Genomic DNA, 23,231 nt, shown 5'->3' on the forward strand with positions numbered 1-23,231 from the left:
ATTCCGCTACCATGCCGGCCTGTCAAGAGATGGAAAAGGGCTGCGACGATGACGACCGAGCGAGACGAGGAAAGCGGAACCGGCACGCTTGGCAAGGCGGTCACCGTGCTGGAGACGGTGGCGCTTTCCGAAAGGCCCATGCGCTTTACCGACGTGCTCGCCGTCAGCGGCCAGCCGCGCGGTACGCTGCATCGCCAGCTTTCCCATCTGGTGCAGGAAGGGCTGCTGGAACTGCGGCCCGACCATGCCTATGTGCCGGGCCTTCGGCTGCTGAAGCTCGCCTCGGCCTCCTGGGCGCGCAACGAGTTCCGCGCCGTCGCCGCGCCCTTCCTCGAGGCGCTGCACGGGGAGACGGGCGAGACGGTGCATCTTGGCGTGCTGCGCGGGCGCGAGATCATCTATCTCGACAAGGTCGAAAGCCGGCAGGCCGTCCGCATGAATTCCCAGATCGGCAATGCGTCGCCTGCCTATTGCACCGGCGTCGGTAAGGCCGCGCTTTCGATGCTCGACGCCGCCGCGCTCGATGCGATCCTGGACGGCATGGATTTCCACAGCTTCACGCCGCAGACCATCACGGGCCGCGCCGCGCTGCTGGCCGAGCTTTCGCGGATCCGCGAGGGCGGCATCGCCTTCGACCGGGAGGAGCACGAGCCGGGAATCCGCTGCGTCGCCGCTCCGGTCGTCGACAGCGGGCGCGGGCTGGTGGCCGGCGTTTCCGTCACCGGGCCTGCCTACAGGGTCGGGCCGGAGCAGCTTGAAGCGTGGGCGCCGTCGGTGCGAAAAGCGGCACGGGCGATCATGGAAGAACTCGCCGCAAGGCTCGGTCCGCAACGATAAGTGGATTATAGGGCATGCGCCCTGTGGCAAAGTTGTTTTACTTCCCGATTTTACGGTAAATTAGAAAATCGCGCTGGACGTGGATTGGGGTCGCCATTAGCTTTCCAGGTGACCGGCTTGTTGAGCCGCGTCGCCTGCCGCGGACTTGAGGCGCGGTTCTCGAACATACTTGCATTGGGATACGGGGGTTCCTGAGGCAAGCAGGTGCATTGTGCGGATAGAGCTGCTCTGCCGTGCGGGCGCATGCGTTGCTGAAGGAAAAAGGGATATGGCGGATCGCTTCCACACGACATCTGCACAGTTCCAGAACCGATGGGGTACGAGCCTGTCGGCCCTGGCCGCGGAGGAGGACGTCGCCGAAAGGCTGGAGGGCATTGCCCGGCACTTCGGGTTCCGCGGCTATCTCCTGATCACCGTCCCCTCTGAAACCTCCACGGATTTCTCCTCCAGCGTTCTCCTGACCTCCTGGCCGGACGAGATGCTGAAAACCTATGACCATGCGGGCCTGATTTTCGGCAGCCCGGTCGTCGAGCGCCTGCGCCAGAGCACCAATCCCTTCGTCTATGACGCGGACGGCACCAACCGCCGGCGGATCGACGGCAAGGCCGCGATCGCCGCAGACCTCTTCGAGCGGCACGGTCTGTCGCGCGGGGCCTATTTCCCGGCGCACAATTCGGCGGGCCTGCGCGGGGCGCTCGCCTTCGGCGGCACGCGCGAGGCGCTGCAGCCGCGCGAGATGGCCGAACTCAACGCGCTGGCGAACCAGATCTTCACGGAAGTCGTCGAGCGTCGCTCCGGCCACGGCCCGAGCGTGTCGTTGTCGCGCCGGGAGATCGAATGCCTGTCCTGGGCATCCGCCGGCAAGACCAGCGTGGAAATGTCGGAAATCCTTGGTCTGTCGGAGTATACTGTCAATCATTACCTGAACCGCGCGACGCGCAAGCTCGACGCGGTCAACCGGGTTCAGGCGGTCGCCAAGGCGATCCGCGCCGGGCTTTTGAACTGATGCATAAAAAACCTTGTGACTTTCTGGAAAGCGTTCGGTCCCGTTCCAACTGCCCAAGGGGAGGACTATTCTTTGCGGGGCACCATGACGGATGACGAGACCAGAAACGGTGAGAAGCAGGTGCAGGACGAAGGCGCCGAGATCGCAGCTCTCGAGACGCAGTTCGACATCGTGCGCTACATGCGCCGCAAGTGCGAGGAATACGGCCTCAGGTATTTCATCGTCTTCACGCTGCCGGGTTTCGAGGCGGAAAAGCTCTCGGCCTATTCCATCGTCAGCAACTGGCCGCAGGAGGTCCTTGCCAAGTACGACGCCATGCGCATGGTCCGCCAGAGCGCCGGCATCCGTAAGCTGCGGCTGACCACCGTTCCCTTTTCCTACGACATGCGCGAATGGATCGGCGAATCCTCCGAACAGGCCGATTTCAGCGAATTGCTCGATATGATGACCGGCCACGGCATGCTGGTCGGCCATTTCTTCCCGGTGCATGACGCGCTCGGCAATCGCGGCGCGGTGGTCTGGGGCGGCGAGAGCGCGACGCTCGGCCGCGACGACCGGCTGATGCTGCAGATGATCTCCGTGCATCTCTTCAACCGGCTGGCCGAGATCGGCTCGGCCTGGAAGTCGGGTCAGGTCATGCTGACCGATCGCGAGATCCAGTGCCTGAGCTGGACGGCGGCGGGCAAGACGAGCCTGGAGATCGCCGAGATTCTCGGCCTCTCCGAGCACACGGTGAACCACTACCTCAACCAGGTCACGCGCAAGCTGGAGGCGGTCAACCGTACCCAGGCCGTGGTCAAGGCCATCCGTCGCGGGCTGATCGCCTGAGGCAACCTGCCGCAAAGCCGCAAATGCCCGTCGCCGGCAAATTCGTTTGGCGGCGGCCTTCGCGTGCACTATCTACGGAATGAAGGCAGCGGCCGTGCCGCGAGGGTATTCATCGAGGGTTTCATGACGGATGTAAGCAAGGAACAGGTGCTGGAACGGCTGCGCACGGTGCGCGGCCCGGACATGGACGGCAATATCGTCGATCTCGGCCTCGTCTCGGACGTGTTCATCTCCGATGGGAAGGCCTATTTCTCCATCACCGTCCCGGCCGACCGCGCCCGCGAGCTCGATCCGATGCGCGCCGCCGCCGAGCGCGTCGTCAAGGAAATCCCCGGCATCAAGGCCGCCATGGTGGCGCTGACGGCGGACAAGCGCGCCGCCTCCGGCCCGGCCGCCGCCCGCGCGCCGGCCCCCCCGCCGCCCGGCGGCGGCGCGGCCCACGGCCATGCCGGCCATAGCCATGCCGCGCCCGGCCAGCCGCCGCAGCGCGCGAAGGCCGGCATTCCCGGCGTCGGGGCCATCATCGCCGTCGCGTCCGGCAAGGGCGGCGTCGGCAAGTCGACCACTTCGGTCAACCTCGCGCTGGCGCTGAAGGCCAACGGCCTTCGCGTCGGCATCCTCGATGCCGACATCTACGGCCCCTCCATGCCGCGGCTCCTGAAAATCTCGGGCCGCCCGCAGCAGATCGAGGGCCGCATCATCAAGCCCATGGAGAATTACGGCATCAAGGTCATGTCCATGGGCTTCCTCGTCGACGAGGAGGTGGCGATGATCTGGCGCGGGCCGATGATCCAGTCGGCGCTGATGCAGATGCTGCGCGAGGTCGCCTGGGGCGAGCTCGACGTGCTCGTCGTCGACATGCCACCCGGCACGGGCGACGCCCAGCTCACCATGGCCCAGCAGGTGCCGCTCGCCGGCGCCGTCATCGTTTCCACCCCGCAGGATCTCGCCCTCATCGACGCGCGCAAGGGCCTCAATATGTTCAGCAAGGTCGAGGTGCCGGTGCTCGGCATCGTCGAGAACATGAGCTATTTCATCGCTCCCGACACCGGAAACCGCTATGATATCTTCGGCCACGGCGGCGCGCGCAAGGAGGCCGAGCGCATCGGCGTGCCGTTCCTCGGCGAGGTACCGTTGACCATGGACATCCGCGAAACCTCCGATGCCGGCACGCCCGTCGTCGTCTCCAACCCGGATGGGGCGGCCGCGAAAATCTACCGCGAGATCGCGACCCGCGTCTGGCAGGAACTGGAGGCGCTGAAGGACAAGGGCACCCGCGGCGCGCCTTCCATCGTCTTCGAATAGGTGAACCTTTACGCTTTCGGCGCGTTCGTGGCGAAAGCTTGATTTTTGTGCGGCGCCGAGCAATATGCGCGGCCGGCCGCTGAACGGCGGCGTCCAACCAGGAGTGTGAGCGATGGTCCGTTCCGGAGCCATTCGCCGGTGATCACGGTTTTCCGTTCCAACGGCGAGGCACGCTCTCTGCCGGCAGAAACAGATTCTGCGGCCGCCGAAGCCCTTGCCGGCGCCGTCTGGGTCGATATGGTCGAGCCGACCCGCGAGGAGGAAGCGCTGATCGAGCGCGTTCTTTCCATCGAGGTGCCGACCCGCGACGAACTCAAGGACATCGAGCCCTCGAGCCGCCTCTACACAGACGGCAACGCCGCCTACATGACCGCCTCGCTGATGGTGAAGGCGGAGAGCGACCTGCCGCAGCTGACCGACGTCGCGTTCATCCTGACGGCCGGCAGGCTGCTGACGGTGCGCTATGCCGAACCGCGCTCCTTCGCGCTCTTCAAGAGCGGCATGCACCGCATTCCCGGCGGCTGTTCCTCGCCGACCGTGATGGTCACGCGCCTATTGGAAACCGTCGTCGACCGCACCGCGGAAATCCTCGAAATCGCCGTCTCGCGCGCCGACAGGCTGTCCATCGAGGTGTTCGGCGACCAGCGGCACCTTAACCGCCGCCCGCCGCGCTATCTGGAAGACCGCGTGGTGCAGGTCTCGGCCTTGCACCGTCTCGTTGCCAAGACGCGCGACAGCCTGATGTCGCTGTCGCGCGTGCTGACCTTCCTGCACGCGCTGCCGGCCCTGCAGTCGGATCGCGAGAGCCTCGAACTGTGCCGCACGATCACGCGGGACGTGCAGTCGCTTTCCGAGCATGCAAGTTTCGTGGCGGGCAACATCACCTTCCTGCTCGATGCCTCGCTCGGCCTCATCAATCTCGAGCAGAACGCCATCATCAAGATCTTCTCGATCGCCTCCGTCGTGCTGCTGCCGCCAACCCTGATCGCTTCGACCTACGGCATGAACTTCGACTTCATGCCCGAACTGCATCTTGCCTCCGCCTATCCGCTGACGCTGGTCGCGATGGTCCTTTCGGCAATCCTCCCGTTCTTCTTTTTCCGCTGGAAAGGCTGGCTCTAAGAGCCCGATCGCCCCATGCAACATCATCCCGGTAGCGCACCGCAGGCCCAGAGCAGGGCGCGCACGCTGTTTCTCCTTTCCCTCGGCTCCATCGGCGTCGTCTATGGCGACATCGGCACGAGCCCCCTCTATGCCTTCCGAGAAGCGCTGCGCCCCGTCGCGCAGGACGGCATCACGCGCGCCGAGGTGATCGGCCTCATCTCGCTGATCATCTGGACGCTGACGATCATCGTCACGCTCAAATACGTGCTCTTCCTGCTGCGGGCCGACAACCACGGCGAGGGCGGAACGCTTTCGCTGCTCGCCCTCCTGATGAAGACCGCCGGCCGGCGCGCCACGGTGCTGTTCTTCATGGGGGCGGTGGGCGCCGCGCTGTTCATTGGCGATGCCATGATCACGCCGGCCCTTTCGGTGCTGTCCGCCGTCGAGGGCCTGAAGCTGGTGACGCCGACGCTCGGGGACTATGTCGTGCCCATCTCGGTCGTCATCCTCGTCATGCTCTTTGCCGTGCAGTCGCTCGGCACGGCCGCCGTGTCGAAGTTCTTCGGTCCGATCACCGCCATCTGGTTCATCGTCATGGGCCTTGGCGGCATCCGCCATATCAGCGACGACCTGGGCATCCTCGCCGCCTTCAATCCGTATTACGCCGTGGTCTTCATGATCAACGAGGGCTATGTCGGCCTGGTCGTTCTCGGCGCCGTCTTCCTGACGGTCACCGGGGCCGAGGCGCTCTACGCCGATCTCGGCCATTTCGGCCGCCGGCCGATCCAGTGGGCCTGGTTCTGCCTCGTCTTCCCGGCGCTGACGCTGAACTATCTCGGTCAGGGCGCGCTGATCCTCGCCCATCCCGAGGCCTTCGAGAATCCGTTCTTCCTGATGTTTCCCAACTGGGCGCTGCTGCCGATCGTCATCCTTGCGACGGCTGCCACCATCATCGCCAGCCAGGCGGTCATCACCGGCGCCTTCTCGCTGACCCGCCAGGCGATCCATCTCGGCTTCCTGCCGCGCATGGAGATCTTCCACACGTCCGAAACCCAGACCGGCCAGATCTATCTGCCGGGTGTCAACACGGTGCTGCTCTTCGGCGTCATGCTGCTCGTCTTCATCTTCGGCTCGTCCGAGAAGCTGGCGACGGCCTATGGCATCTCCGTCACCGGCGCGATGGTGGTGACGACCGTCATGGCCTTCGAGTTCCTGCGTGCCCGCTGGCGCTGGAAGCCGCTTGCCGCCATCGGCGCGCTGACGCCGCTCCTTCTCCTGGAACTCACCTTCCTCGGCGCGAACCTTCTCAAGGTGCATGACGGCGGTTACGTGCCCGTCACCATCGCTGCCGCCGTGGTCCTCTTGATGTGGACCTGGACGCGCGGCACGCGCATTCTGCGCGACAAGACCCGCCGCATCGAGGTGCCGCTGCCGGCCTTCATCAAGTCCGTCGAAAAGCAGAGCGCCCATGCGCCGGTGCAGGTCGCCGGCACGGCGATCTTCCTTACGAGCGATCCCGATTTCGCACCCGCCGCGCTGCTGCACAACATCAAGCACAACCACGTCCTGCACGAGCAGAACTTCATCCTGACGGTCAAGACCGCCAACACGCCGCGCGTCGTGCCGGCCGAGCGCTTCTCGGTGGAGCGCATCTCCGACCGTTTCTCGCGCATCGAAATGCGCTTCGGCTTCATGGAGACGCAGAACGTCTCGCAGGCGCTCGGGCTGATGCGCAAGGCCGGGCACAAGTTCGACATCATGTCGACCTCCTTCTATCTCGGCCGCCGCAAGCTGGTGCCCGATGCGCAGTCCGGCATGCCCATGTGGCAGGATCGCCTGTTCATCGGGCTCGCCAACCTCGCCACCGATCCCTCCGACTACTTCCGCCTGCCGACCAACCGTGTCGTGGAACTGGGATCGCACGTCGTCATCTAGGTGCACCCGCAGCATCACGTGGTCTGACGAAAACGTGAAGGGGAGGTGCCTGCCTCCCCGATGCGGTTCATCAGCATTAACCAACCATCAAGGTTAATGCTTCATTTTACCCTGACAACGAGCCGCTTTGGGCCCGTGCCTCGGCGCGGCAGGCTCCTATCGAACAGTTCCGGGCAGGAGAACACGCCGGCGAGCCGTCGGCGCGGGGGCCTGCACATGCGTGCGGAGTAGACAGTTGCGTAAGCGTAGCATTCGTCATGCCAAGGCAGGCCGCTTCTTCGCGTATCTGAAGCGGGAATGGAAAGTCCCTCTGGCGCTCGGGCTCGGCCTTGCCGCCATCGTTCCCACCGAATCGGCAAGGACCGACCTTGCCACCTATCTTGCCGGCCTCAACCGCAAGGGCGGCAATCAGACCATGGTGCTGACGCGTTCGCCCGCCGGCTCCGTGCACGAGATCGAGATCGACTTCGCCGACGCCATGACCACCGGCGGCATCGAGAGCGGGGCCGGGGTGGACCTGCCGGGCGGCGTCAAGGCGGCGGTGCTCAGCGAAGACAAGGGCAAGGGCGGAACTCCCGACGAGGAACGCGTCAACCGCCGGGACAAGAAGGGCCGCATCATCGCCGTCCTGCCCGTCCTGCCGCCGAAGGGCTTTGCCGCCGGCTCGATCCTGGAGCGCACCAGCTCGCTGCTCTCGCCGGTCTTCGACGCCGAGGAGCGCATGGCTTTCGCCAAGCCCCAGATCAAGGGCAAGGAGATCGCCATCGCCACCGCCTTCTACAAGAAGAAGGCCGCGCACAAGGATACGGGCGTCTCGCCCATGCTCGCCAGCCTCGTCACCAACGACAAGGCCGACGTGCTTGCTACCGCCTATGCCCCCGTCGGGCCGGACTATGCCCGGGAATCGCCTTTCGATTCGATCCTGAAGCCCAAGACGGAACTCGGCCGCTTCATTCCCGACATCTCCCCCGACGATCACGCCTGGGCCGCAACGGCCCTGCCGGCGGAGGTCTTCAGCGCCAAGGAGCAGAAATGCCTTGCCGAAGGCATCTATTTCGAGGCGCGCGGCGAGGAGGTGAAGGGCCAGGCCGCCGTCGCGCAGGTCATCCTCAACCGCGTGCGCAATCCCGCCTATCCGAAAACCATCTGCGGCGTCGTCTACCAGAACGAAAACTGGCGCGGCCGCTGCCAGTTCTCCTTCGCTTGCGACCGCATCCCCGACCTGATCCTGTCGCCCTGGAACTGGAAGACGGCGAAGGAAGTCGCCATGGCCGTCACCGCCGGCAAGATCTGGCTCGACGACGTCGGCTCGGCTACCCACTACCATGCGACCTATGTGAACCCGCCCTGGGGGCGGACGATGAAGCGTGTGGCCAAGATCGGCAAGCACATCTTCTACCGCACCTATGGCGGCGGCTGGAGCTGAGGGGCCTGCCGATCGTCCGGCGGGTGTGGTGAGTCCGTGCCACACCGCGCGCGATTCCCGGGGCGGAGAGTCGCGGCCTCCGCGTGAATCCTGTTAATTAACTGATATTGTTCGATATTTTTGGTGTTGCGCAAAGCTTCGCCATGCCTTGACTATACCGGCACCTAAAACTATGTTGCGCCCGACTTCAAAAGGGGTCGGATATGGCTTGCAGCCTAGCCTTTAATATGTCCGCAATGGGGCGAATGCACCGGCGGAGAAAGACGAGGAGGGCGCCATGACCGATCAGCAAAAGGAAAGTCTGGAAGACCGGCTGAAACGCCTCGACGCGGAACTCGCGGAGCGGCGCAAGACAGACGGGGCGGATGCAGCCGCCGAGGCGAGGGCAGCCGAGAGCCGTACGGGCTACGCGGTCGCCATGAAGCTCTCGAGCGAGTTCGTCGCGGCCGTCATCGTCGGGGCGCTTCTGGGCTATCTTTTGGACCATTTTGCGGGTACAGGGCCTTGGGGGATGATCGTTTTCCTGCTCCTTGGCTTCGGTGCCGGCGTTCTGAACGTGATGCGCGCGGCTGGCATGGTGGCATCGCCCCACCCGGTCGACAGGCTGGCGGGGCGAGAGCCCGGCAAGGCCGGCGGCAGGCGGGACGAAACCGAGACGAAGGACGGCGCCTGACGGCGTGGTCCCTATAGTGGGTGACTTCCGCCGCAAGGCGGGCAAGCGAGAGAGATAAGCGGTGTCCAACGATCCGACCCATCAGTTCCTGGTCAACAAGATTGTTCCGATCGAAATCGGCGGCATCGATTTCTCGTTCACCAATTCCTCGCTGTTCATGGTCGCCACCGTCGCGGTCGCCGCGGGCTTCCTCTACTTCACCACGGGCCAGCGCGGCCTCGTGCCGAGCCGCATGCAGTCGGTCTCGGAAATGTCCTACGAGTTCATCGCCTCGATGCTGAGGGAAGGGGCGGGCAGCCACGGGATGAAGTTCTTCCCATTCGTCTTCTCGCTCTTCATGTTCGTGCTGACGGCGAACCTCATCGGCATGATGCCCTATTTCTTCACGGTCACCAGCCAGATCATCGTCACCTTCGCCCTGGCGATCCTCGTCATCGGCACAGTCATCGTCTACGGTTTCTACAAGCACGGCTTCGGCTTCCTCAAGCTCTTCGTGCCCTCCGGCGTGCCCGGCGCACTTCTTCCGCTGGTCGTCTCGATCGAGGTCATCTCGTTCCTCTCGCGCCCGATCAGCCTCTCGATCCGTCTCTTCGCCAACATGCTGGCGGGTCACATCACGCTGAAGGTCTTCGCCGGCTTCGTCACCTCGCTGAGCGCGCTCGGCGCCGTGGGTGTCGCAGGCGCCGTCCTGCCCCTTCTCATGACCGTCGCCCTGACCGGTCTCGAATTCCTCGTGTCGTTCCTGCAGGCCTATGTCTTCGCAGTTCTGACATGCATGTACCTCAACGATGCCGTGCATCCGGGTGGTCACTAAGGAAACAGTCGTCGGCGCCCTCGGGCGTCGCTCATAAGCCGCAACAACCCATTCAAGGAGTTCAACATGGAAGCGGAAGCAGCAAAGTTCATCGGCGCAGGTCTTGCCACGTTCGGTCTTGCCGGCACGGCTCTCGGCCTCGGCAACATCTTCGGCAACTACCTCTCCGGCGCTCTGCGCAACCCGTCTGCTGCTGACAGCCAGTTCGGCCGTCTCGTATTCGGCTTCGCCGTTACGGAAGCTCTGGGCATCTTCTCGCTGCTCATCGCTCTCCTCCTCCTCTTCGCCGTCTGATATCGGCAGAGGATCGGACCATGGCCCCTTGGGCCATGGTCCACCGTACGCTTGAGTACATGATTGAGAGTGCCCCCTGGAGGTGAGCATGTCCGTGACCCCGGCGTCGGCCGAGTCCACCCCTTTCGAAATCGCCCAGGCCGAGACTCCTGCCGTTACCACGCATGAGGCCCAGCCGGCAGGCGAAGTGCACACCGAAACGGGTGTCGCACATGGTGAAGAGCACGCCACCGGCGTCTTCCCGCCTTTCGACCAGACCACATTCGCATCGCAGCTCCTGTGGCTGGCGATCACCTTCGGTCTTTTCTACCTTCTCATGTCGAAGGTCGTCATTCCGCGCATCGGCGGCATCCTCGAGACGCGTCACGACCGCATCGCGCAGGATCTCGACGAAGCCGCGCGCCTGAAGGCGGAAGCGGATGCCGCGATCGCGTCCTATGAGCAGGACCTCGCGAGCGCCCGTGCCAAGGGCAACGCCATCGCCTCGACCGCCCGCGACGAAGCCAAGGCCAAGGCCGATGCCGAGCGCGCCAAGATCGAAGCCTCGCTGCAGGACAAGATCGCCGGTGCCGAGAACCGCATCGCCGAAATCAAGGCCAAGGCGCTTGCCGATGTCGGCTCCATCGCCGAGGAAACCACGGCCGCCGTCGTCGAACAGCTGATCGGCGCCAAGGCCACCAAGGCCGAGATCGCTTCCGCCGTGAAGACGGTCGCAGGCGAGTAAGGGAGGTTTCGATGGAATTCGACGCAACATTCTACGCCTTTGTCGGCCTCCTGCTGTTCCTGGCCCTCATCGCCTATCTCAAGGTTCCGGGCATGATGGCCAAGGGTCTCGACGCCCGCGCCGAGAAGATCCAGAACGAGCTGGCGGAAGCCAAGCGTCTTCGCGAGGAAGCCCAGCACCTGCTCGCCGAGTACCAGCGCAAGCGCAAGGATGCCGAGGCGGAAGCCGCCAGCATCGTCGCCGCCGCTGAACGCGAGGCAAGCGCGCTGACCGCCGAAGCCAAGCAGAAGACGGAAGAATACGTCGCCCGCCGCACGGCGCTCTCGGAGCAGAAGATCAAGCAGGCGGAAGCCGACGCGATCAACGCCGTGCGCGCTGCCGCCGTCGACCTCGCCGTCGCCGCTGCCGAGAAGGTCATCACCGCCAAGGCGGATGCGACCACCGGCAAGACGCTTTTCGACAACGCCGTCAAGGAAGTGAAGGCCCGCCTCAACTGAGGTGCCTTTCGCAGAACGATTTAGAAAGGCCGCCCCCGGGCGGCCTTTTTGTATTGGCGGCTGCTTCGCCGATTATAGCCGACCGCCGCTGAAGGTCAGGCTATGCCATGCTTCTTCAAAAGCGCCTGTTCGTCACCCGATATCCAGCCGAAAATCTTCGGCTCTCCGTCCAGCACCTGAACCAGATAGTGAACGTCAAAATCTATGGCGACGTCCGGCCGATCTGTCCGCGCATAGGTGGCGGCCCAGGCGACATGGGCCATGCAATGATGCTCATCGATCGGGGACAGGCGGATATCGCGTATCCGCATTTCCTTCGTCCCGATCGCACGGTAGCGGTCATGGCCCTGCGCCATGCCTCGCCTGAATTGATCGTCGTTCTTCCCGGCTCTTACCCCGGCGGGAGCGGCGCCTATGAACTCGGAAGCATAAAGCGATGCGAGTTCGCTCATGTCTGACTTGCCGCGCAGAGAGCGGTTGAAAAAGCGTTCGTACCGCTCGAATAGTCGCCTTACAGCCTTCTCCATAGCGCGGCTCCAGATCGCCCGTTTCAGGTAGAGCCTAATCGAGAAAGACGCGCGAAGGGAGGGGGCGACCAGCGGAGAGGTCCACAGACCCCGTATGACTAGGCGCGTCAGTCCTGCTTGAGCGGCCGGAAGCTCATGCGGTGGAGGCGGCACGGCCCTATGGAGGCGATGGCCTTGCGGTGGACTTCCGTGGCGTAGCCGGCGTGGATGGCGAAGCCATAGCCTGGGAAGGTGGCTTCGGCACGGGCCATCATGCGGTCGCGCATGACCTTGGCGACGATGGAGGCTGCGGCGATGGAGACGGAGAGCGCATCGCCCTTGACGACGGCGCGGCCTTCGCAGGCGAGCCCCGGCGGCACGTCGCGGCCGTCCGTCAGGACCAGCTTCGGCGTGACTTCGAGGCCGGCGACCGCCCGGCGCATGGCGTCGAGGCTGGCCTTGCGGATATCGATGACGTCGATACGGCGCGAAGAGCTGGACGCGACAGAGACGAAGGCGCTCTGCATGATGAGCGCGAAAAGTAACTCACGCTTTGCCGCGCTCAGCTGCTTGGAATCGTGGAGGCCGGGCGGGATATTGTCCGGGTCGAGCACCACGGCGGCGGCGACGACGGGGCCGGCGAGCGGGCCGCGTCCGGCTTCGTCCGTGCCGGCGACCGGCCACAGGCCGCGCTTGCGGGCCGCGATCTCCATCGAGAAATCGGGCCCTTCGGGCATGTCGAAAAGGAGGCGGGAATCGGAGGATATGCTCTTGGCCATGGCGGAGACCATGCACATCCGTCCGATTCCCTGCAAGTCCTCCGGCGGATGCGGCGCGCCGGAGGAGCTTCCGGGGCGCCCAGGGGATGGCGCGGGCCGGAAAGCGGTTCTGCCGAGGCCGGCCCGCTACCGGGCCGGAGGACATATTCAAATTGACGCCGTTAGCTGTATGGCCCCCTCATCCGGTTCTTCGGGCCGCCTTCTCCCCGAGGGGAAAAGGAAGAATGGCGAGGTCCAATCCCATGGCGATAGGCTTGCCAGAGAGAGATGTGTGGCGACACATCCCTCGCCTGCGACGCGGATTTACAGCAGCGAAAGTTGCACGCCGCTGCCCGAGGGCGGGATGAACTGGTCGATGGCGAGGTTGCGGCGGGTGCGGGTCAGATCCAGCCGCTTGGCGGTCATTTCGAAGCGGCGGGCGATCTGCCAGGCATAGGGGCCGGCGCCCTTCATGCGCTTGCCGAACTCGGCGTCGTAATCCTTGCCGCCGCGCATGGAACGCACCAGCGACATGACATGGCGGTAGCGGTCCGGGTAGTTGCGCAGCAGCCAGTCGCGGAAGAGCGGGCTTACCTCCAGCGGCAGGCGGAGCAGCACGTAGCTCGCTTCCAGCGCGCCCGCCGCCTTGCCCGAATCGAGCACCCGCTCGATCTCGTGGTCGTTGAGGCCGGGGATGATCGGCGCCATCATGATCGCCGTCGGGATGCCGGCTTCCGACAGCGCGCGGATCGCCTCCAGCCGGCGCGGCGGGGTCGCGGCGCGCGGCTCCATGGTGCGGGCGAGCTTGCGGTCGAGCGTGGTGACGGACATGCCGACCCAGGCGAGCCCGCGCGCCGCCATGCGCGAGAGGATGTCGATGTCGCGCATGACCAGCGCCGACTTGGTGACGATGGAGACCGGATGGTTCGCCTTGTCCAGCACGTCGAGGATCTGCCGCATGATGCGCCACTCCTTCTCGATCGGCTGGTAGGGGTCCGTATTGGTGCCGATGGCGATGACGCGCGGCTTGTAGCCGGGCCTGGAAAGCTCGCGCTCCAAAAGCTTCGGCGCATCGGGCTTGGCAAAGAGCTTCGCCTCGAAGTCGAGGCCGGCGGAGAGGCCCATGAAGGCATGGGTCGGCCGGGCGAAGCAGTAGATGCAGCCATGCTCGCAGCCGCGGTAGGGATTGATCGAGCGGTCGAAGGGAATGTCCGGCGATTCGTTGCGGGTGATGATGGTGCGGGGCTTCTCGACCTGCACTTCCGTGCGGAAGGGTGGAAGCTCCTCCAGCGTCTGCCAGCCGTCGTCGAATGTCTCGCGCGTCACCGGCTCGAAGCGGCCGGTGAAATTGAGGCCTGCGGCGCGGCCGCGCCGCCGGTCGCCGTCGACCCGCATGCCCGTCTGCGCCATCAGCGCATCGGCAACGTCCTTCGTGTGGCCGGGCGCCAATGCGCCCTGCCTGAGGCTCACAAGATCGTTCATGGCTGTCTCCGGGCGGGGCCGTCTCGCCCCGATTCAATGACTATATTCCTATCGCCGAAATGAGAACATTGCAAGAACAAATTTCCGTCCCGCCCGGCAGGGCGGTCGGATGGTGGCAATCGATGCTGCGATGCGGTATGGGAAGGAATGCTGACGATCATCATGGAATGCCGCAACGACGAGGCGGAACTGGCGCAGACGCTTTCCGCGCTCGTGGCGGGCGCGGTCGAAGGCGTTGTACGTGACGTGATCGTGCTCGACCACGGTTCGACCGATGGCTCGGCGCGGGTGGCCGACGCTGCCGGCTGCCGGTTTCTGACGGATTGGGACCTGAAGGACGTGGTGCAGTCGGCGCGCGGCGACTGGTTGCTGCTGCTGGAGCCCGGTGCCCGGCCGCTGGCGGGCTGGGTGGACGCCGTCACCGACCATGTCGCGATCGACCTGAAGCCGGCGCGCTTCGCCGCTTCCCGCAACCATCGTCGGGGCTTCCTCCAGCGGCTCGGCCGCAGGTCGCTGCTCGAACAGGGCTATCTCGTCAGCAAGCGCACGGCGGCGGCGGGCCTGCGCCCGGGCATGGCGCTGGCGGACATCGCCAACGGCCGGGCGGTGCGCGAGCTTGTCGCCGAGATCGTGCCTGCCTGGGCGGCGAAGGCGATGCGCATTAAGACACAGAACTAGAGAGTGCGGTCAGCCGGGCGAGCGTTTCAGATGCTCGTCGAGGCGCGGCATGATTTCCACGAAATTGCAGGGCATGTGGCGATAGTCGAGCTGCGCCTTGAGGATGCCGTCCCAGGCGTCCTTGCAGGCGCCGGGCGAGCCCGGCAGCACGAAGACGAAGGTGGCGTTGAGGACGCCGCCGGTCGCGCGCGACTGGATCGTCGAGGTGCCGATCTTGTCGTAGGAGATGCGGTGGAAGACCTCGGAAAAGCCGTCCATGCGCTTTTCGAAGATCGGTTCCAGCGCCTCGGGCGTCACGTCGCGGCCGGTAAAGCCCGTGCCGCCGGTGGTGATGACGACGTCGATGGCTTCGTCGCGCGTCCATGCCTCCACCCGGGCGCGGATCGCGCCGACATCGTCCGGCGCGATGGCGCGGGCGACGAGGCGGTGGCCGGCATCGGCGATGCGTGCGGCGAGCGTATCGCCGGAGCGGTCGGTCTCGGGCGTTCGCGTATCGGAGACGGTGAGCACGGCGATGCCGACGGGAATGAAGGGTCTCGTTTCGTCAAGCTTCGCCATCGCTGCCTCCGATTGTCCGGGTGGCGGTGACGAACCAGCGGGGATGGCGCTGCGCCAGCATCGCCGCCGCCGCTTCCGCCGCCGCCTCGCTCGTATATAGCGCGAAGCAGGTGGCGCCGGAACCGGACATGCGCACCAGGCGCGCATCCGTCGCGGCAAGGCTTTCCGTGATCATGGAAATCTCCGGGCAGAGCGCGCGGGCAGGGGGCTCCAGATCGTTGCGCAAGCCGCCGATGGCATCGAGCCAGCCGGCAGGCGCGTCGTTCATGACGAGCGGCGGATTGTGCCGGGAGGCGAGCGCCTTGAAGACCGCGGGCGTGGAAACGCCGACCAGCGGATTGACCAGCACCATCGCCAGCGCCGGCAGGGCGAGGGGCGTGATATCCTCGCCGATGCCGCGGGCGATCAGCGGGCGGCCGGCAAGGCACATCGGCACGTCCGCGCCGAGCCCGAGGGCGAGCGCCTCGCGCTCCCCGTGCGGCAGGCGGGTCTGCCAGAGCGCCTCAAGAGCGCGCAGCGTCGCCGCCGCATCCGCCGAGCCGCCGCCGACGCCGGAGGCGATGGGCAGGTTCTTTTCGAGATGGATGTGGACGGGCGGGGCGGCCTTGCCGTGCCGGGCGAACGCAGCGCGCAGGCGGTCCCGGGCACGGATGACGAGGTTGTCGCCCTCTGCAGCAAGGGTCTCGGAAAAGCGGCCGGAAAGCGTGAACCGGTCTTCGGCCGCGGGCGACAGGCCGATGCGGTCGCCGAAGGCGGCGAAGGTCACGAGACTGTCGAGGAGGTGGTAGCCATCCTCGCGCCGGCCGACGACGGCGAGCGCGAGGTTGATCTTGGCCGGTGCCGGTTCGACAACGGCAAAGCCCGAAAGGCTTTCGACGGGCATCGCGTCAGGACTTGCGGTCTGTCGCCTTGCCTTCCGGCGAGGTGTTCTGCGCGGGCTTGTCGTCCTTGGCTTCCGCGGAGGCAGGGACGGTTTTCGGCAGGTCCGGCAGGCCGTTCTCGACCTTCAGTTTGATCTTGGGAATCTCCGCTTCTTCCGGCTTCAAGCCGAGCGCGCGGTTCCACTGGAAGGTGGCTTCCAGCTTGCGGCCGACGCGCCAGTAGGCATCGCCCAGGTGATCGTTGATGGTCGGGTCGCCGGCCTTGAGTTCGGCCGCCCGTTCCAGTTCCGCCACCGCGTCATCGAAGCGGCCCATGCGATAATAGGCCCAGCCGAGCGAATCGACGATATAGCCGTCGTCGGGCTTGAGGCTCACCGCCTTGCGGATCATGTCCAGGCCCTCGTCGAGGTTCAGGTTCATGTCCACCCAGGAATAGCCGAGATAGTTCAGCACCTGCGGCTGGTCCGGATTGAGCTCCAGCGCCTTGCGGAAGTTGGGCTCGGCCTTGTCCCATTCCTTCAGGCGTTCATAGGCGATGCCGCGCTGGAAGAAGATGGTCCAATGGGTGCGCTGCGGCACGGAGCCGATGACGTCGACGGCCTTGTCGTAGAGCGCGCCCATCGCCTTGTAGTCCTTGGCGTCGGAAAGCACGCTGCCGAGCGCCAGATAGGAGCGCAGGTCGGAGGGGTCGGCATCGATCAGCTCCTGAAGATGCTTCCTGGCATCGTCGGGCTTGCCGGTGTCGTTGAGGTTGAGGCCGAGCTGCAGTTCGGAAATGCGGCGCATCGGCGACTTTTCCGGCACGGCGCGGTAATATTCGATCGCCTTTTCCGGCTTCTTCTGGGTCTCGGCGAGGCCGCCCAGAAGCACCAGCACGTCGTCGCTGTCGGGATCGAGCGCGTGGGCGGCCTGCAGGTAGAGCGAGACGATGTCTTCCGCGCCCTCGCGGTTCAGCGCCCCGCCGATGGAGAAGAGCACGGCGGCGGCGCCCTGCGCGGCGGTGCGTACCTGCTGCTCCTGCTTGTCGCCGGCCTCGATGCTCTGGCGAAGCGCCTTCAGCGGCGCATAGCTGTTGACGAAGTTATCGCCGACGGAAACCGCGTCGAGCGCCTTCTGCCTGTTGCCCTCGCGCGCTTCCAGCCGTGCCAGTGCCATCACGGCGCGCAGGAACGTGTCGGGCGCGGCGCTCGCGCCGTTACGGTCGAGGATCGCCTCATTGAGCCGAGCGCGGGCCGTCGTCTTGTCTCCTGCGGCAGCCGCCAGCGCGCCGGCATGGTAGTTCTTGAAGATGGCGAGCCATTCCGGTCCTTGCATGCCGCTGATGAGCTTCAGCGCTTCCTTCGGCTTGCCGTCGCCGAACTTGGCCCAGGCAAGCAGCAGGTCGTTCATCATGCGGTCGAGATCGTTCGGGCCCTTGTAGGCGAGGATCTTTTCCGCGGTCTTGTATTCGCGCTTGCGGATCGCCTCCATGGCGCGCACGACCGAGGTGATGCGCTCGACGGCGGGATCGTTCTTCAGCGTGTCGGCGAGCTTCACGCCTTCGGAGAAGTCGCCGTTCATCAGGTGCGTTACCATCAGGCGCTGCTTGACGTCCGAATTGGTCGGGTCGAACTGCAGCGCGATCTTGTAGAGCGTAACGGCGGTCTCGTAGTCCTTGTCGAAATCCGCCGTGCGGGCGGCGAGGAACGCGCCCGAGAAGGTGTTGACGCTGAGCGGATCGAACGGCGTTTCCTCCGCGGCGGCTGTGGCCGCTGCTGCGGGCTTGTCCTCCGCGAATGCCGCCAGAGGACCGGTGAGCGCGATGCTGGCCGCAATCGCCACGCCGGAAAGAAGCCGAAGGAGAAGGGAATGCCGCATCAAAATGCCTTTCGCCGGAAGGTATGGAGTTCGCCCCGAGCCGCGCATGGCACATCGTGCCACGATGGCGCCCAAATCAGTCACGGACTCATGACGGCAGAGAATGGCTTTTTTGGCGCGGTGCGGCAAGAAAATCCTGCCGCCCGCGTTTTCGCGGGCCGGGTCAGCTGACGCGGGCGATCGAGAAGTCGATGACCTCGAGCAGCGCGTCCTTCCAGGGCGAGGCCGGCAGCGGGGCGAGCGCGTCGCGGGCAATCATGCCGTAGTGCTGGGCGCGGGCGATGGTGTCGGCAAGGCCGCCGTAGCGGGTGATGAGGCCGCGCGCGCGCTCCAGATTGGCATCGTCGCTGTTGCCGCCCTCGATGGCCTCGCGCCAGAAGGCGCGGTCTTCCGCCGTGCCGCGCCGCCAGGCGAGGATGACCGGCAGCGTGATCTTGCCTTCGCGGAAGTCGTCGCCGGTGTTCTTGCCGAGATCGGCGGCCTTGCCGCCATAGTCCAGCGCATCGTCGACGAGCTGGAAGGCAAGGCCGAGATTCATGCCGTAGGATTTCAGCGCGTTGCGCTCGGCCCGGCTGGTATTGGCGATGATCGGGCCGACTTCGGCGGCGGCGGCGAAAAGCGCGGCCGTCTTGGCGCGGATGACTTCGAGATAGTCGTCCTCGGTCGTCTCCATGTTCTTGGCGACGGAGAGCTGCAGCACCTCGCCCTCCGCGATCACGGTGGCGGCGGTGGAGAGCACGTCGAGCGCTTCGAGCGAGCCGACCTCGACCATCATCTTGAAGGCCTGGCCGAGCAGGAAGTCGCCGACGAGCACGCTCGCCTGGTTGCCCCAGATCATGCGGGCGGTGGACTTGCCGCGGCGCATGTCGCTCTCGTCGACGACGTCGTCATGCAGCAGCGTTGCCGTGTGCATGAACTCGACGCTGGTGGCGAGCTTGATGTGGTGGTCGCCGTCATAGCCGAACATCGAGGCGGCCGCGAGCGTCAGCATGGGACGCAGGCGCTTGCCGCCGGAGGAGATCAGATGGTTGGCGACTTCCGGGATCATCTGCACGTCCGAACCGGCCTTCGACAGGATGAGCTGGTTCACCCGCTCCATGTCGGCTTTCGTAAGGTCGACGAGCGGCTTCACCGATGCCTGTTTGTTTTTGCCTTCTTCAAGCGGTATCACGACGCCCAAATGCCCGGACTCCTGTTCATTTTTGTTGAAAGACAATAGAAAGCGGGGCCTTCTGCGGCAAGAGGCGAATTGTCCCGCCCTCGGAATTAAGGCTGGAAAAAGACCGGAATGATCGAACTGATCCGCACCAACGACGCCGTCCTGCTCTCCTTCGCGGAAAGCCTGATGAAGGAGGCGGGTATCCACTGCCTCATCGCCGACCAGGGCATGAGCATTCTCGAAGGTTCCCTCGGCATGCTGCCGCGCCGCTTCCTGGTGGAGGCGGACCGGGAGGACGAGGCGCGGCGCATCCTCACGGATGCGGGGCTTGGGGCGGAGTTGCGGCCGTGAGCATGTGGGCGGGCAAGTGCCCCTCATCCGGCTGCCGCCACCTTCTCCCCGCAAGCGGGGAGAAGGGGAATGCCGCCCGGCTTTCCCAAGTCAGAAGACATTCGCCCTTGCCCAAAACCTCGCCGCTTGTCCCTTCTCCCCGCCTGCGGGGAGAAGGTGGCGGCAGCCGGATGAGGGGCATGGGGCGCTGCCCAGGTGCCGCCTCCCACTCGTTCTCCGCCGAGGCCTCCCGCCCATGACCGTCCGCGAAACCGTCGACGCTTTCCATTATGGCCGCTTCCACATCGTCCAGCCGAAGGGCATAGGCCATCGCTCCGGCATGGATGCGATGCTGCTCGCCGCGCTGGTCGCGGGTGAAGGGCCGATGCGTGTCGCCGACCTCGGGGCCGGGGCGGGGGCGGCCGGCCTTGCCGTCGCCTCGCGCCTTGAAAAGGCGGAGGTGACGCTTGTCGAGCGCTCGCCGCTGATGGCCGGCTTTGCCCGCAAGACGCTGGCGCTTACCGCGAATGCCGCCCTTGCGGGCCGCGTCTCGGTGCTGGAGGCGGATGTCTCCCTTTCCGGCAAGGCGCGCATCGCGGCCGGCCTTGCCGACGACGTCTACGACCACGTCATCATGAACCCGCCCTTCAATGACCGCACCGACAGCCGCACGCCCGATGCCCTGAAGGCGGAAGCCCATGCGATGGAGCACGACCTCTTCGAGCGCTGGATCAAGACGGCCGGCGCCATCATGAAGCCCGGCGGCCAGCTCTCCCTGATCGCCCGCCCGCAATCCATCGCCGAGATCATCGCCGCCTGCGGCCGCCGCTTCGGCGGCATCGAGATCACTGCCCTCCACGCCCGCGCGGGAGAAGTGGCGCTGCGCATCCTCGTCACGGCCATCAAGGGCTCGCGCAGCAAGCTTGCGCTGCGCATGCCGCTCGTCATGCACGAGCCTGGCCAGCACGACTTCACCTCCTTCGTCGACGACCTCAATAACGGCCTTGCGGCCTATCCGCGCCTGCCGAGGGCCTGATTTTTCAGGTGCGGCATTGCGTTTTTTCCGGCCATGCATACATCTGCCGGGCAACCGAACAGGAGACAGGGTCGCGCGATGGCCGGATTTTTGAAGAGACTGTTGCCGAAGAAGTTCCGCAAGGAAGAGGTCGTCATCCCGGTCGTCCGGCTGCAGGGCGCGATCATGACGGGCGGCAGCCAGTTCCGGCCGGCGCTGAACCTTGCCGGCGTCGCCACGGCGCTGGACAAGGCCTTCGCCTACAAGGATGCGCCGGCGGTCGCCGTCTCCATCAATTCGCCCGGCGGCTCGCCGGTGCAGTCGCGTCTGATCTTCCAGCGCATCCGCGATCTCGCGGCCGAGAAGGGCAAGCAGGTGCTCGTCTTCGTCGAAGACGTCGCGGCCTCCGGCGGCTACATGATCGCGCTGGCGGGCGACGAGATCTTCGCCGATCCCACCTCCATCGTCGGCTCGATCGGCGTCGTCTCGGGTGGCTTCGGCTTCCCGGAAATGCTGAAGAAGATCGGCGTCGAGCGGCGCGTCTACACCGCCGGCACCAACAAGGCGATCCTCGATCCGTTCCAGCCGGAGCGGGAAAGCGAGATCGAATACCTCAAATCCCTCCAGCTCGAGATCCATCAGGTCTTCATCGACATGGTGAAGGCGCGGCGCGGGGCAAGGCTTGCCGATGACCCGGACCTGTTCTCCGGCCTGTTCTGGACGGGTACCCGCGGCCGTGCGCTCGGCCTCGTCGATGGTCTCTCCGACATGCGCTCGGAACTGAAGCGGCGCTACGGGCCGAAGACGCGGCTGGAGCTCGTCTCGGCGCCGAAGGGACTCTTCGGCCGCAAGACCCCGGGCGTCGGGGGGCTTTCCGGCGACATGGCGGAGCGTATAGGCTCTGCGGGCGTGGCGGCGGTGGCCGAGCTTGCGGAGGAAAAGGCGCTGTGGGGTCGCTTCGGCCTTTCCGGCTAAGGCGCCGACAAAACGATAAGGGGAGGGGCGATGGCCCAGATCATCTTTCTGCTTCTGGTCGTCGGGCTTGCCTGGTACGGCTATCGCAAGTTCGTGACCGATGCCGAGCGGCTGAGCAAGCAGCGCCGCCGCACCGAGGAGGAGCGCCGCACCGGGGCGACGGGCACGCTCGTCAAGGATCCGGAGACCGGCGAATACCGTTTGCGCCGCGACGACGAGTAGCGTCGCGGCACGCCTCCGTCCTGCGCCGGGACCGGCGGAAAGAGGCCCCTCGTGCCGTTCCGGCACATTAACCATGCCCCGTAAGGTTAACGGCGTATTTATCCGTTTGCGGACGTTCCCGGCCGTTGCGCCCGCGCGCAGGCAGGGCGATCTGTGGGCCAGGGTTGCATGATGCGGCCCGTGACGTGTTCGCATGAACGGAGTTACCCATGGCCTCGCTCGATCTCGACCGGATCAACACCATCGTCGTGACCGGTGGCGCGGGCTTTGTCGGCTCGCATATCGTCGACGATCTCCTGGTGCATTGCCCGCAGGCGCGCATCCGCGTGCTCGACGCCTTCACCTATGCCGCAGACATGTCGCATCTCGACGCCGCCTTCCGTACCGGCCGGGTGACGATCCAGCAGGGCGACGTCGGCAATCTCGATCTCGTGACGGAGATGCTGAAGGATGCCGACCTCGTCGTCCATGCGGCCGGCGAAAGCCATGTCGAGCGCGCCTTCGCGGTGCCGGAGCGCTTCACGGTCGCCAATGCGCTCGGCACGCAGGTGCTGGTCGAGGCGATGGGCCGCCGCCGCGTGCCGCTGATGATCCATGTCGGCACCGCCGAGGTCTATGGCGTCGGCACGGGCGCGCCGATCGGCGAGAGCGCGCCGCTCTTGCCGGACAATCCCTACGGCGCCTCCAAGGCCGCCGCCGAAATGCTGATCGCCGGCCTTCGCCGCTCCTTCGATCTCGATATCCGCGTGCTGCGTCCGGTCAATATCGTCGGCACGCGGCAGAACACGGAAAAGCTTCTGCCGCGCTTCCTCGAAATGGCGGCCGTCGGCCAGCCGCTGCCGGTGCATGGCGAGGGGCGCCAGACGCGCGCCTTCGTCACCATCGCCGATTTCTGCGCGGCGCTGAGGACCGTCGTCACCCGTGGAGCGGAAAACGCCACCTACAATGTGGCGGGTGACGACCTTCACGACATCCTCTCCATCGCCCGCATGGTGCTCGAGGCCGTCCAGGACCCGGTCGCGGGCGTCGCCTTCACCGAGGGCCGGCCGGGCGATGCCGGCCGATCGCCGCTCGATACAAGCGCGCTACAGGCGCTCGGCTGGCGGGCGACGGGCACGCTGCGCCGCGAACTGCCGATGCTGGCCGCCTGGTACGGTGCCCGCGTGCCGGGCGGCGCGCGCCGCCGCATCCGCGGCGTGCCGGGCCTTGCGCCGCAGCGGGTGCAGGCCGTCACGCAGGCCGCGGGCTCCGGCCTCTTCCGTTCGCTGGAGCGCCATTGAGGCGACGCTCGCGCCCGGCCGAAACCCTTGACCCATCAGGCGCATCGTGGCACCAGTCCGCAAGCTCTTCCAGAATGCCCGGACACG

General features: G+C 65.7%; 25 protein-coding genes. 18 read left to right on the forward strand and 7 right to left on the reverse strand.

The genetic code is table 11. From position 1 onward, the window contains the following. The first annotated feature begins 48 nt into the window (after positions 1 to 48). From ACZ48C_RS24315 to ACZ48C_RS24370, 12 genes are all read left to right on the forward strand, one after another. A complete protein-coding gene (locus tag ACZ48C_RS24315) occupies positions 49 to 837 on the forward strand; it encodes an IclR family transcriptional regulator (protein WP_318913396.1) in 789 nt (262 codons plus the stop codon). A gap of 268 nt (positions 838 to 1,105) precedes the next feature. Then, positions 1,106 to 1,843, forward strand: coding sequence for a helix-turn-helix transcriptional regulator (locus ACZ48C_RS24320; protein WP_318913397.1), 738 nt, complete (start codon positions 1,106 to 1,108; stop codon positions 1,841 to 1,843). 84 nt (positions 1,844 to 1,927) lie between these two features. Next, a complete protein-coding gene (locus ACZ48C_RS24325) occupies positions 1,928 to 2,671 on the forward strand; it encodes a helix-turn-helix transcriptional regulator (protein ID WP_318913398.1) in 744 nt (247 codons plus the stop codon). Positions 2,672 to 2,794: 123 nt separating this feature from the next. Further along, positions 2,795 to 3,976 (forward strand): iron-sulfur cluster carrier protein ApbC, encoded by a 1,182-nt coding sequence (gene apbC / locus ACZ48C_RS24330; protein WP_318913400.1) that lies wholly within the window; start codon positions 2,795 to 2,797, stop codon positions 3,974 to 3,976. Positions 3,977 to 4,114: 138 nt separating this feature from the next. Continuing rightward, positions 4,115 to 5,098 carry a magnesium transporter CorA family protein gene (locus tag ACZ48C_RS24335; protein WP_318913402.1) on the forward strand — a complete coding sequence of 328 codons (984 nt, stop codon included), beginning with the start codon at positions 4,115 to 4,117 and terminating at the stop codon, positions 5,096 to 5,098. 15 nt (positions 5,099 to 5,113) lie between these two features. Beyond that, a complete protein-coding gene (locus tag ACZ48C_RS24340; RefSeq protein ID WP_119254459.1) occupies positions 5,114 to 7,015 on the forward strand; it encodes a potassium transporter Kup in 1,902 nt (633 codons plus the stop codon). Between the two features lie 235 nt (positions 7,016 to 7,250). Beyond that, a complete protein-coding gene (locus ACZ48C_RS24345; protein ID WP_464783264.1) occupies positions 7,251 to 8,441 on the forward strand; it encodes a cell wall hydrolase in 1,191 nt (396 codons plus the stop codon). A 277-nt stretch (positions 8,442 to 8,718) separates the two neighbouring features. Then, positions 8,719 to 9,114, forward strand: a complete 396-nt coding sequence (locus tag ACZ48C_RS24350) for an AtpZ/AtpI family protein (protein ID WP_119254460.1) — start codon at positions 8,719 to 8,721, stop codon at positions 9,112 to 9,114. A gap of 61 nt (positions 9,115 to 9,175) precedes the next feature. Continuing rightward, positions 9,176 to 9,928: a F0F1 ATP synthase subunit A gene (locus tag ACZ48C_RS24355; protein WP_119254461.1), complete on the forward strand. Its 753-nt coding sequence runs from the start codon at positions 9,176 to 9,178 to the stop codon at positions 9,926 to 9,928. Between the two features lie 66 nt (positions 9,929 to 9,994). Beyond that, positions 9,995 to 10,222 carry a F0F1 ATP synthase subunit C gene (locus tag ACZ48C_RS24360; protein WP_119254462.1) on the forward strand — a complete coding sequence of 76 codons (228 nt, stop codon included), beginning with the start codon at positions 9,995 to 9,997 and terminating at the stop codon, positions 10,220 to 10,222. 88 nt (positions 10,223 to 10,310) lie between these two features. Beyond that, positions 10,311 to 10,946, forward strand: coding sequence for a F0F1 ATP synthase subunit B (locus tag ACZ48C_RS24365; protein WP_318913545.1), 636 nt, complete (start codon positions 10,311 to 10,313; stop codon positions 10,944 to 10,946). An 11-nt stretch (positions 10,947 to 10,957) separates the two neighbouring features. Beyond that, positions 10,958 to 11,443: a F0F1 ATP synthase subunit B gene (locus ACZ48C_RS24370; RefSeq protein WP_318913547.1), complete on the forward strand. Its 486-nt coding sequence runs from the start codon at positions 10,958 to 10,960 to the stop codon at positions 11,441 to 11,443. A 95-nt stretch (positions 11,444 to 11,538) separates the two neighbouring features. On the opposite strand, the gene ACZ48C_RS24375 is transcribed toward ACZ48C_RS24370, so the two are convergent. The 3 genes from ACZ48C_RS24375 to ACZ48C_RS24385 form a co-directional block, all read right to left on the reverse strand. Next, a complete protein-coding gene (locus ACZ48C_RS24375) occupies positions 11,539 to 11,970 on the reverse strand; it encodes a nuclear transport factor 2 family protein (RefSeq protein WP_464783265.1) in 432 nt (143 codons plus the stop codon). Between the two features lie 107 nt (positions 11,971 to 12,077). Continuing rightward, positions 12,078 to 12,728: a ribonuclease HII gene (locus ACZ48C_RS24380; RefSeq protein ID WP_119254945.1), complete on the reverse strand. Its 651-nt coding sequence runs from the start codon at positions 12,726 to 12,728 to the stop codon at positions 12,078 to 12,080. Positions 12,729 to 13,031: 303 nt separating this feature from the next. Further along, positions 13,032 to 14,189: a PA0069 family radical SAM protein gene (locus tag ACZ48C_RS24385; protein WP_464783266.1), complete on the reverse strand. Its 1,158-nt coding sequence runs from the start codon at positions 14,187 to 14,189 to the stop codon at positions 13,032 to 13,034. 147 nt (positions 14,190 to 14,336) lie between these two features. On the opposite strand from ACZ48C_RS24385, the gene ACZ48C_RS24390 reads away from it, so the two are divergent. After that, the gene (locus tag ACZ48C_RS24390; protein ID WP_464783267.1) at positions 14,337 to 14,867 is read left to right on the forward strand and encodes a glycosyltransferase family protein; all 531 of its coding nucleotides are present in this window, start codon (positions 14,337 to 14,339) and stop codon (positions 14,865 to 14,867) included. 9 nt (positions 14,868 to 14,876) lie between these two features. Here ACZ48C_RS24390 and moaB read toward each other — a convergent pair whose 3' ends face one another. From moaB to ACZ48C_RS24410, 4 genes are all read right to left on the reverse strand, one after another. Next, a complete protein-coding gene (moaB, locus tag ACZ48C_RS24395; protein ID WP_313192216.1) occupies positions 14,877 to 15,425 on the reverse strand; it encodes a molybdenum cofactor biosynthesis protein B in 549 nt (182 codons plus the stop codon). Beyond that, positions 15,412 to 16,308: a 4-(cytidine 5'-diphospho)-2-C-methyl-D-erythritol kinase gene (locus ACZ48C_RS24400; RefSeq protein WP_464783268.1), complete on the reverse strand. Its 897-nt coding sequence runs from the start codon at positions 16,306 to 16,308 to the stop codon at positions 15,412 to 15,414. The genes moaB and ACZ48C_RS24400 overlap by 14 nt, the downstream gene beginning before the upstream one ends. Before the next feature lie 4 nt (positions 16,309 to 16,312). Then, positions 16,313 to 18,163 (reverse strand): tetratricopeptide repeat protein, encoded by a 1,851-nt coding sequence (locus tag ACZ48C_RS24405; RefSeq protein ID WP_119254470.1) that lies wholly within the window; start codon positions 18,161 to 18,163, stop codon positions 16,313 to 16,315. A 163-nt stretch (positions 18,164 to 18,326) separates the two neighbouring features. Further along, entirely contained in the window at positions 18,327 to 19,343 is a 1,017-nt protein-coding gene (locus tag ACZ48C_RS24410) for a polyprenyl synthetase family protein (RefSeq protein WP_464783269.1), read from the reverse strand. A 108-nt stretch (positions 19,344 to 19,451) separates the two neighbouring features. On the opposite strand from ACZ48C_RS24410, the gene ACZ48C_RS24415 reads away from it, so the two are divergent. The 5 genes from ACZ48C_RS24415 (at position 19,452) to ACZ48C_RS24435 (ending at position 23,144) form a co-directional block, all read left to right on the forward strand. Continuing rightward, on the forward strand, positions 19,452 to 19,673 hold the full coding sequence (locus ACZ48C_RS24415) for a putative signal transducing protein (protein WP_424548757.1): 222 nt from the start codon (positions 19,452 to 19,454) through the stop codon (positions 19,671 to 19,673). Between the two features lie 235 nt (positions 19,674 to 19,908). Further along, positions 19,909 to 20,688 carry a tRNA1(Val) (adenine(37)-N6)-methyltransferase gene (locus ACZ48C_RS24420; RefSeq protein ID WP_464783270.1) on the forward strand — a complete coding sequence of 260 codons (780 nt, stop codon included), beginning with the start codon at positions 19,909 to 19,911 and terminating at the stop codon, positions 20,686 to 20,688. Between the two features lie 78 nt (positions 20,689 to 20,766). Next, positions 20,767 to 21,642 carry a S49 family peptidase gene (locus tag ACZ48C_RS24425; RefSeq protein ID WP_464783271.1) on the forward strand — a complete coding sequence of 292 codons (876 nt, stop codon included), beginning with the start codon at positions 20,767 to 20,769 and terminating at the stop codon, positions 21,640 to 21,642. A gap of 30 nt (positions 21,643 to 21,672) precedes the next feature. Beyond that, the gene (locus ACZ48C_RS24430) at positions 21,673 to 21,864 is read left to right on the forward strand and encodes a hypothetical protein (protein ID WP_119254475.1); all 192 of its coding nucleotides are present in this window, start codon (positions 21,673 to 21,675) and stop codon (positions 21,862 to 21,864) included. Positions 21,865 to 22,073: 209 nt separating this feature from the next. After that, positions 22,074 to 23,144: a dTDP-glucose 4,6-dehydratase gene (locus ACZ48C_RS24435; protein ID WP_464783272.1), complete on the forward strand. Its 1,071-nt coding sequence runs from the start codon at positions 22,074 to 22,076 to the stop codon at positions 23,142 to 23,144. Positions 23,145 to 23,231 lie beyond the last annotated feature (87 nt).

This window comes from Shinella sp. 1A1, assembly GCF_055379515.1.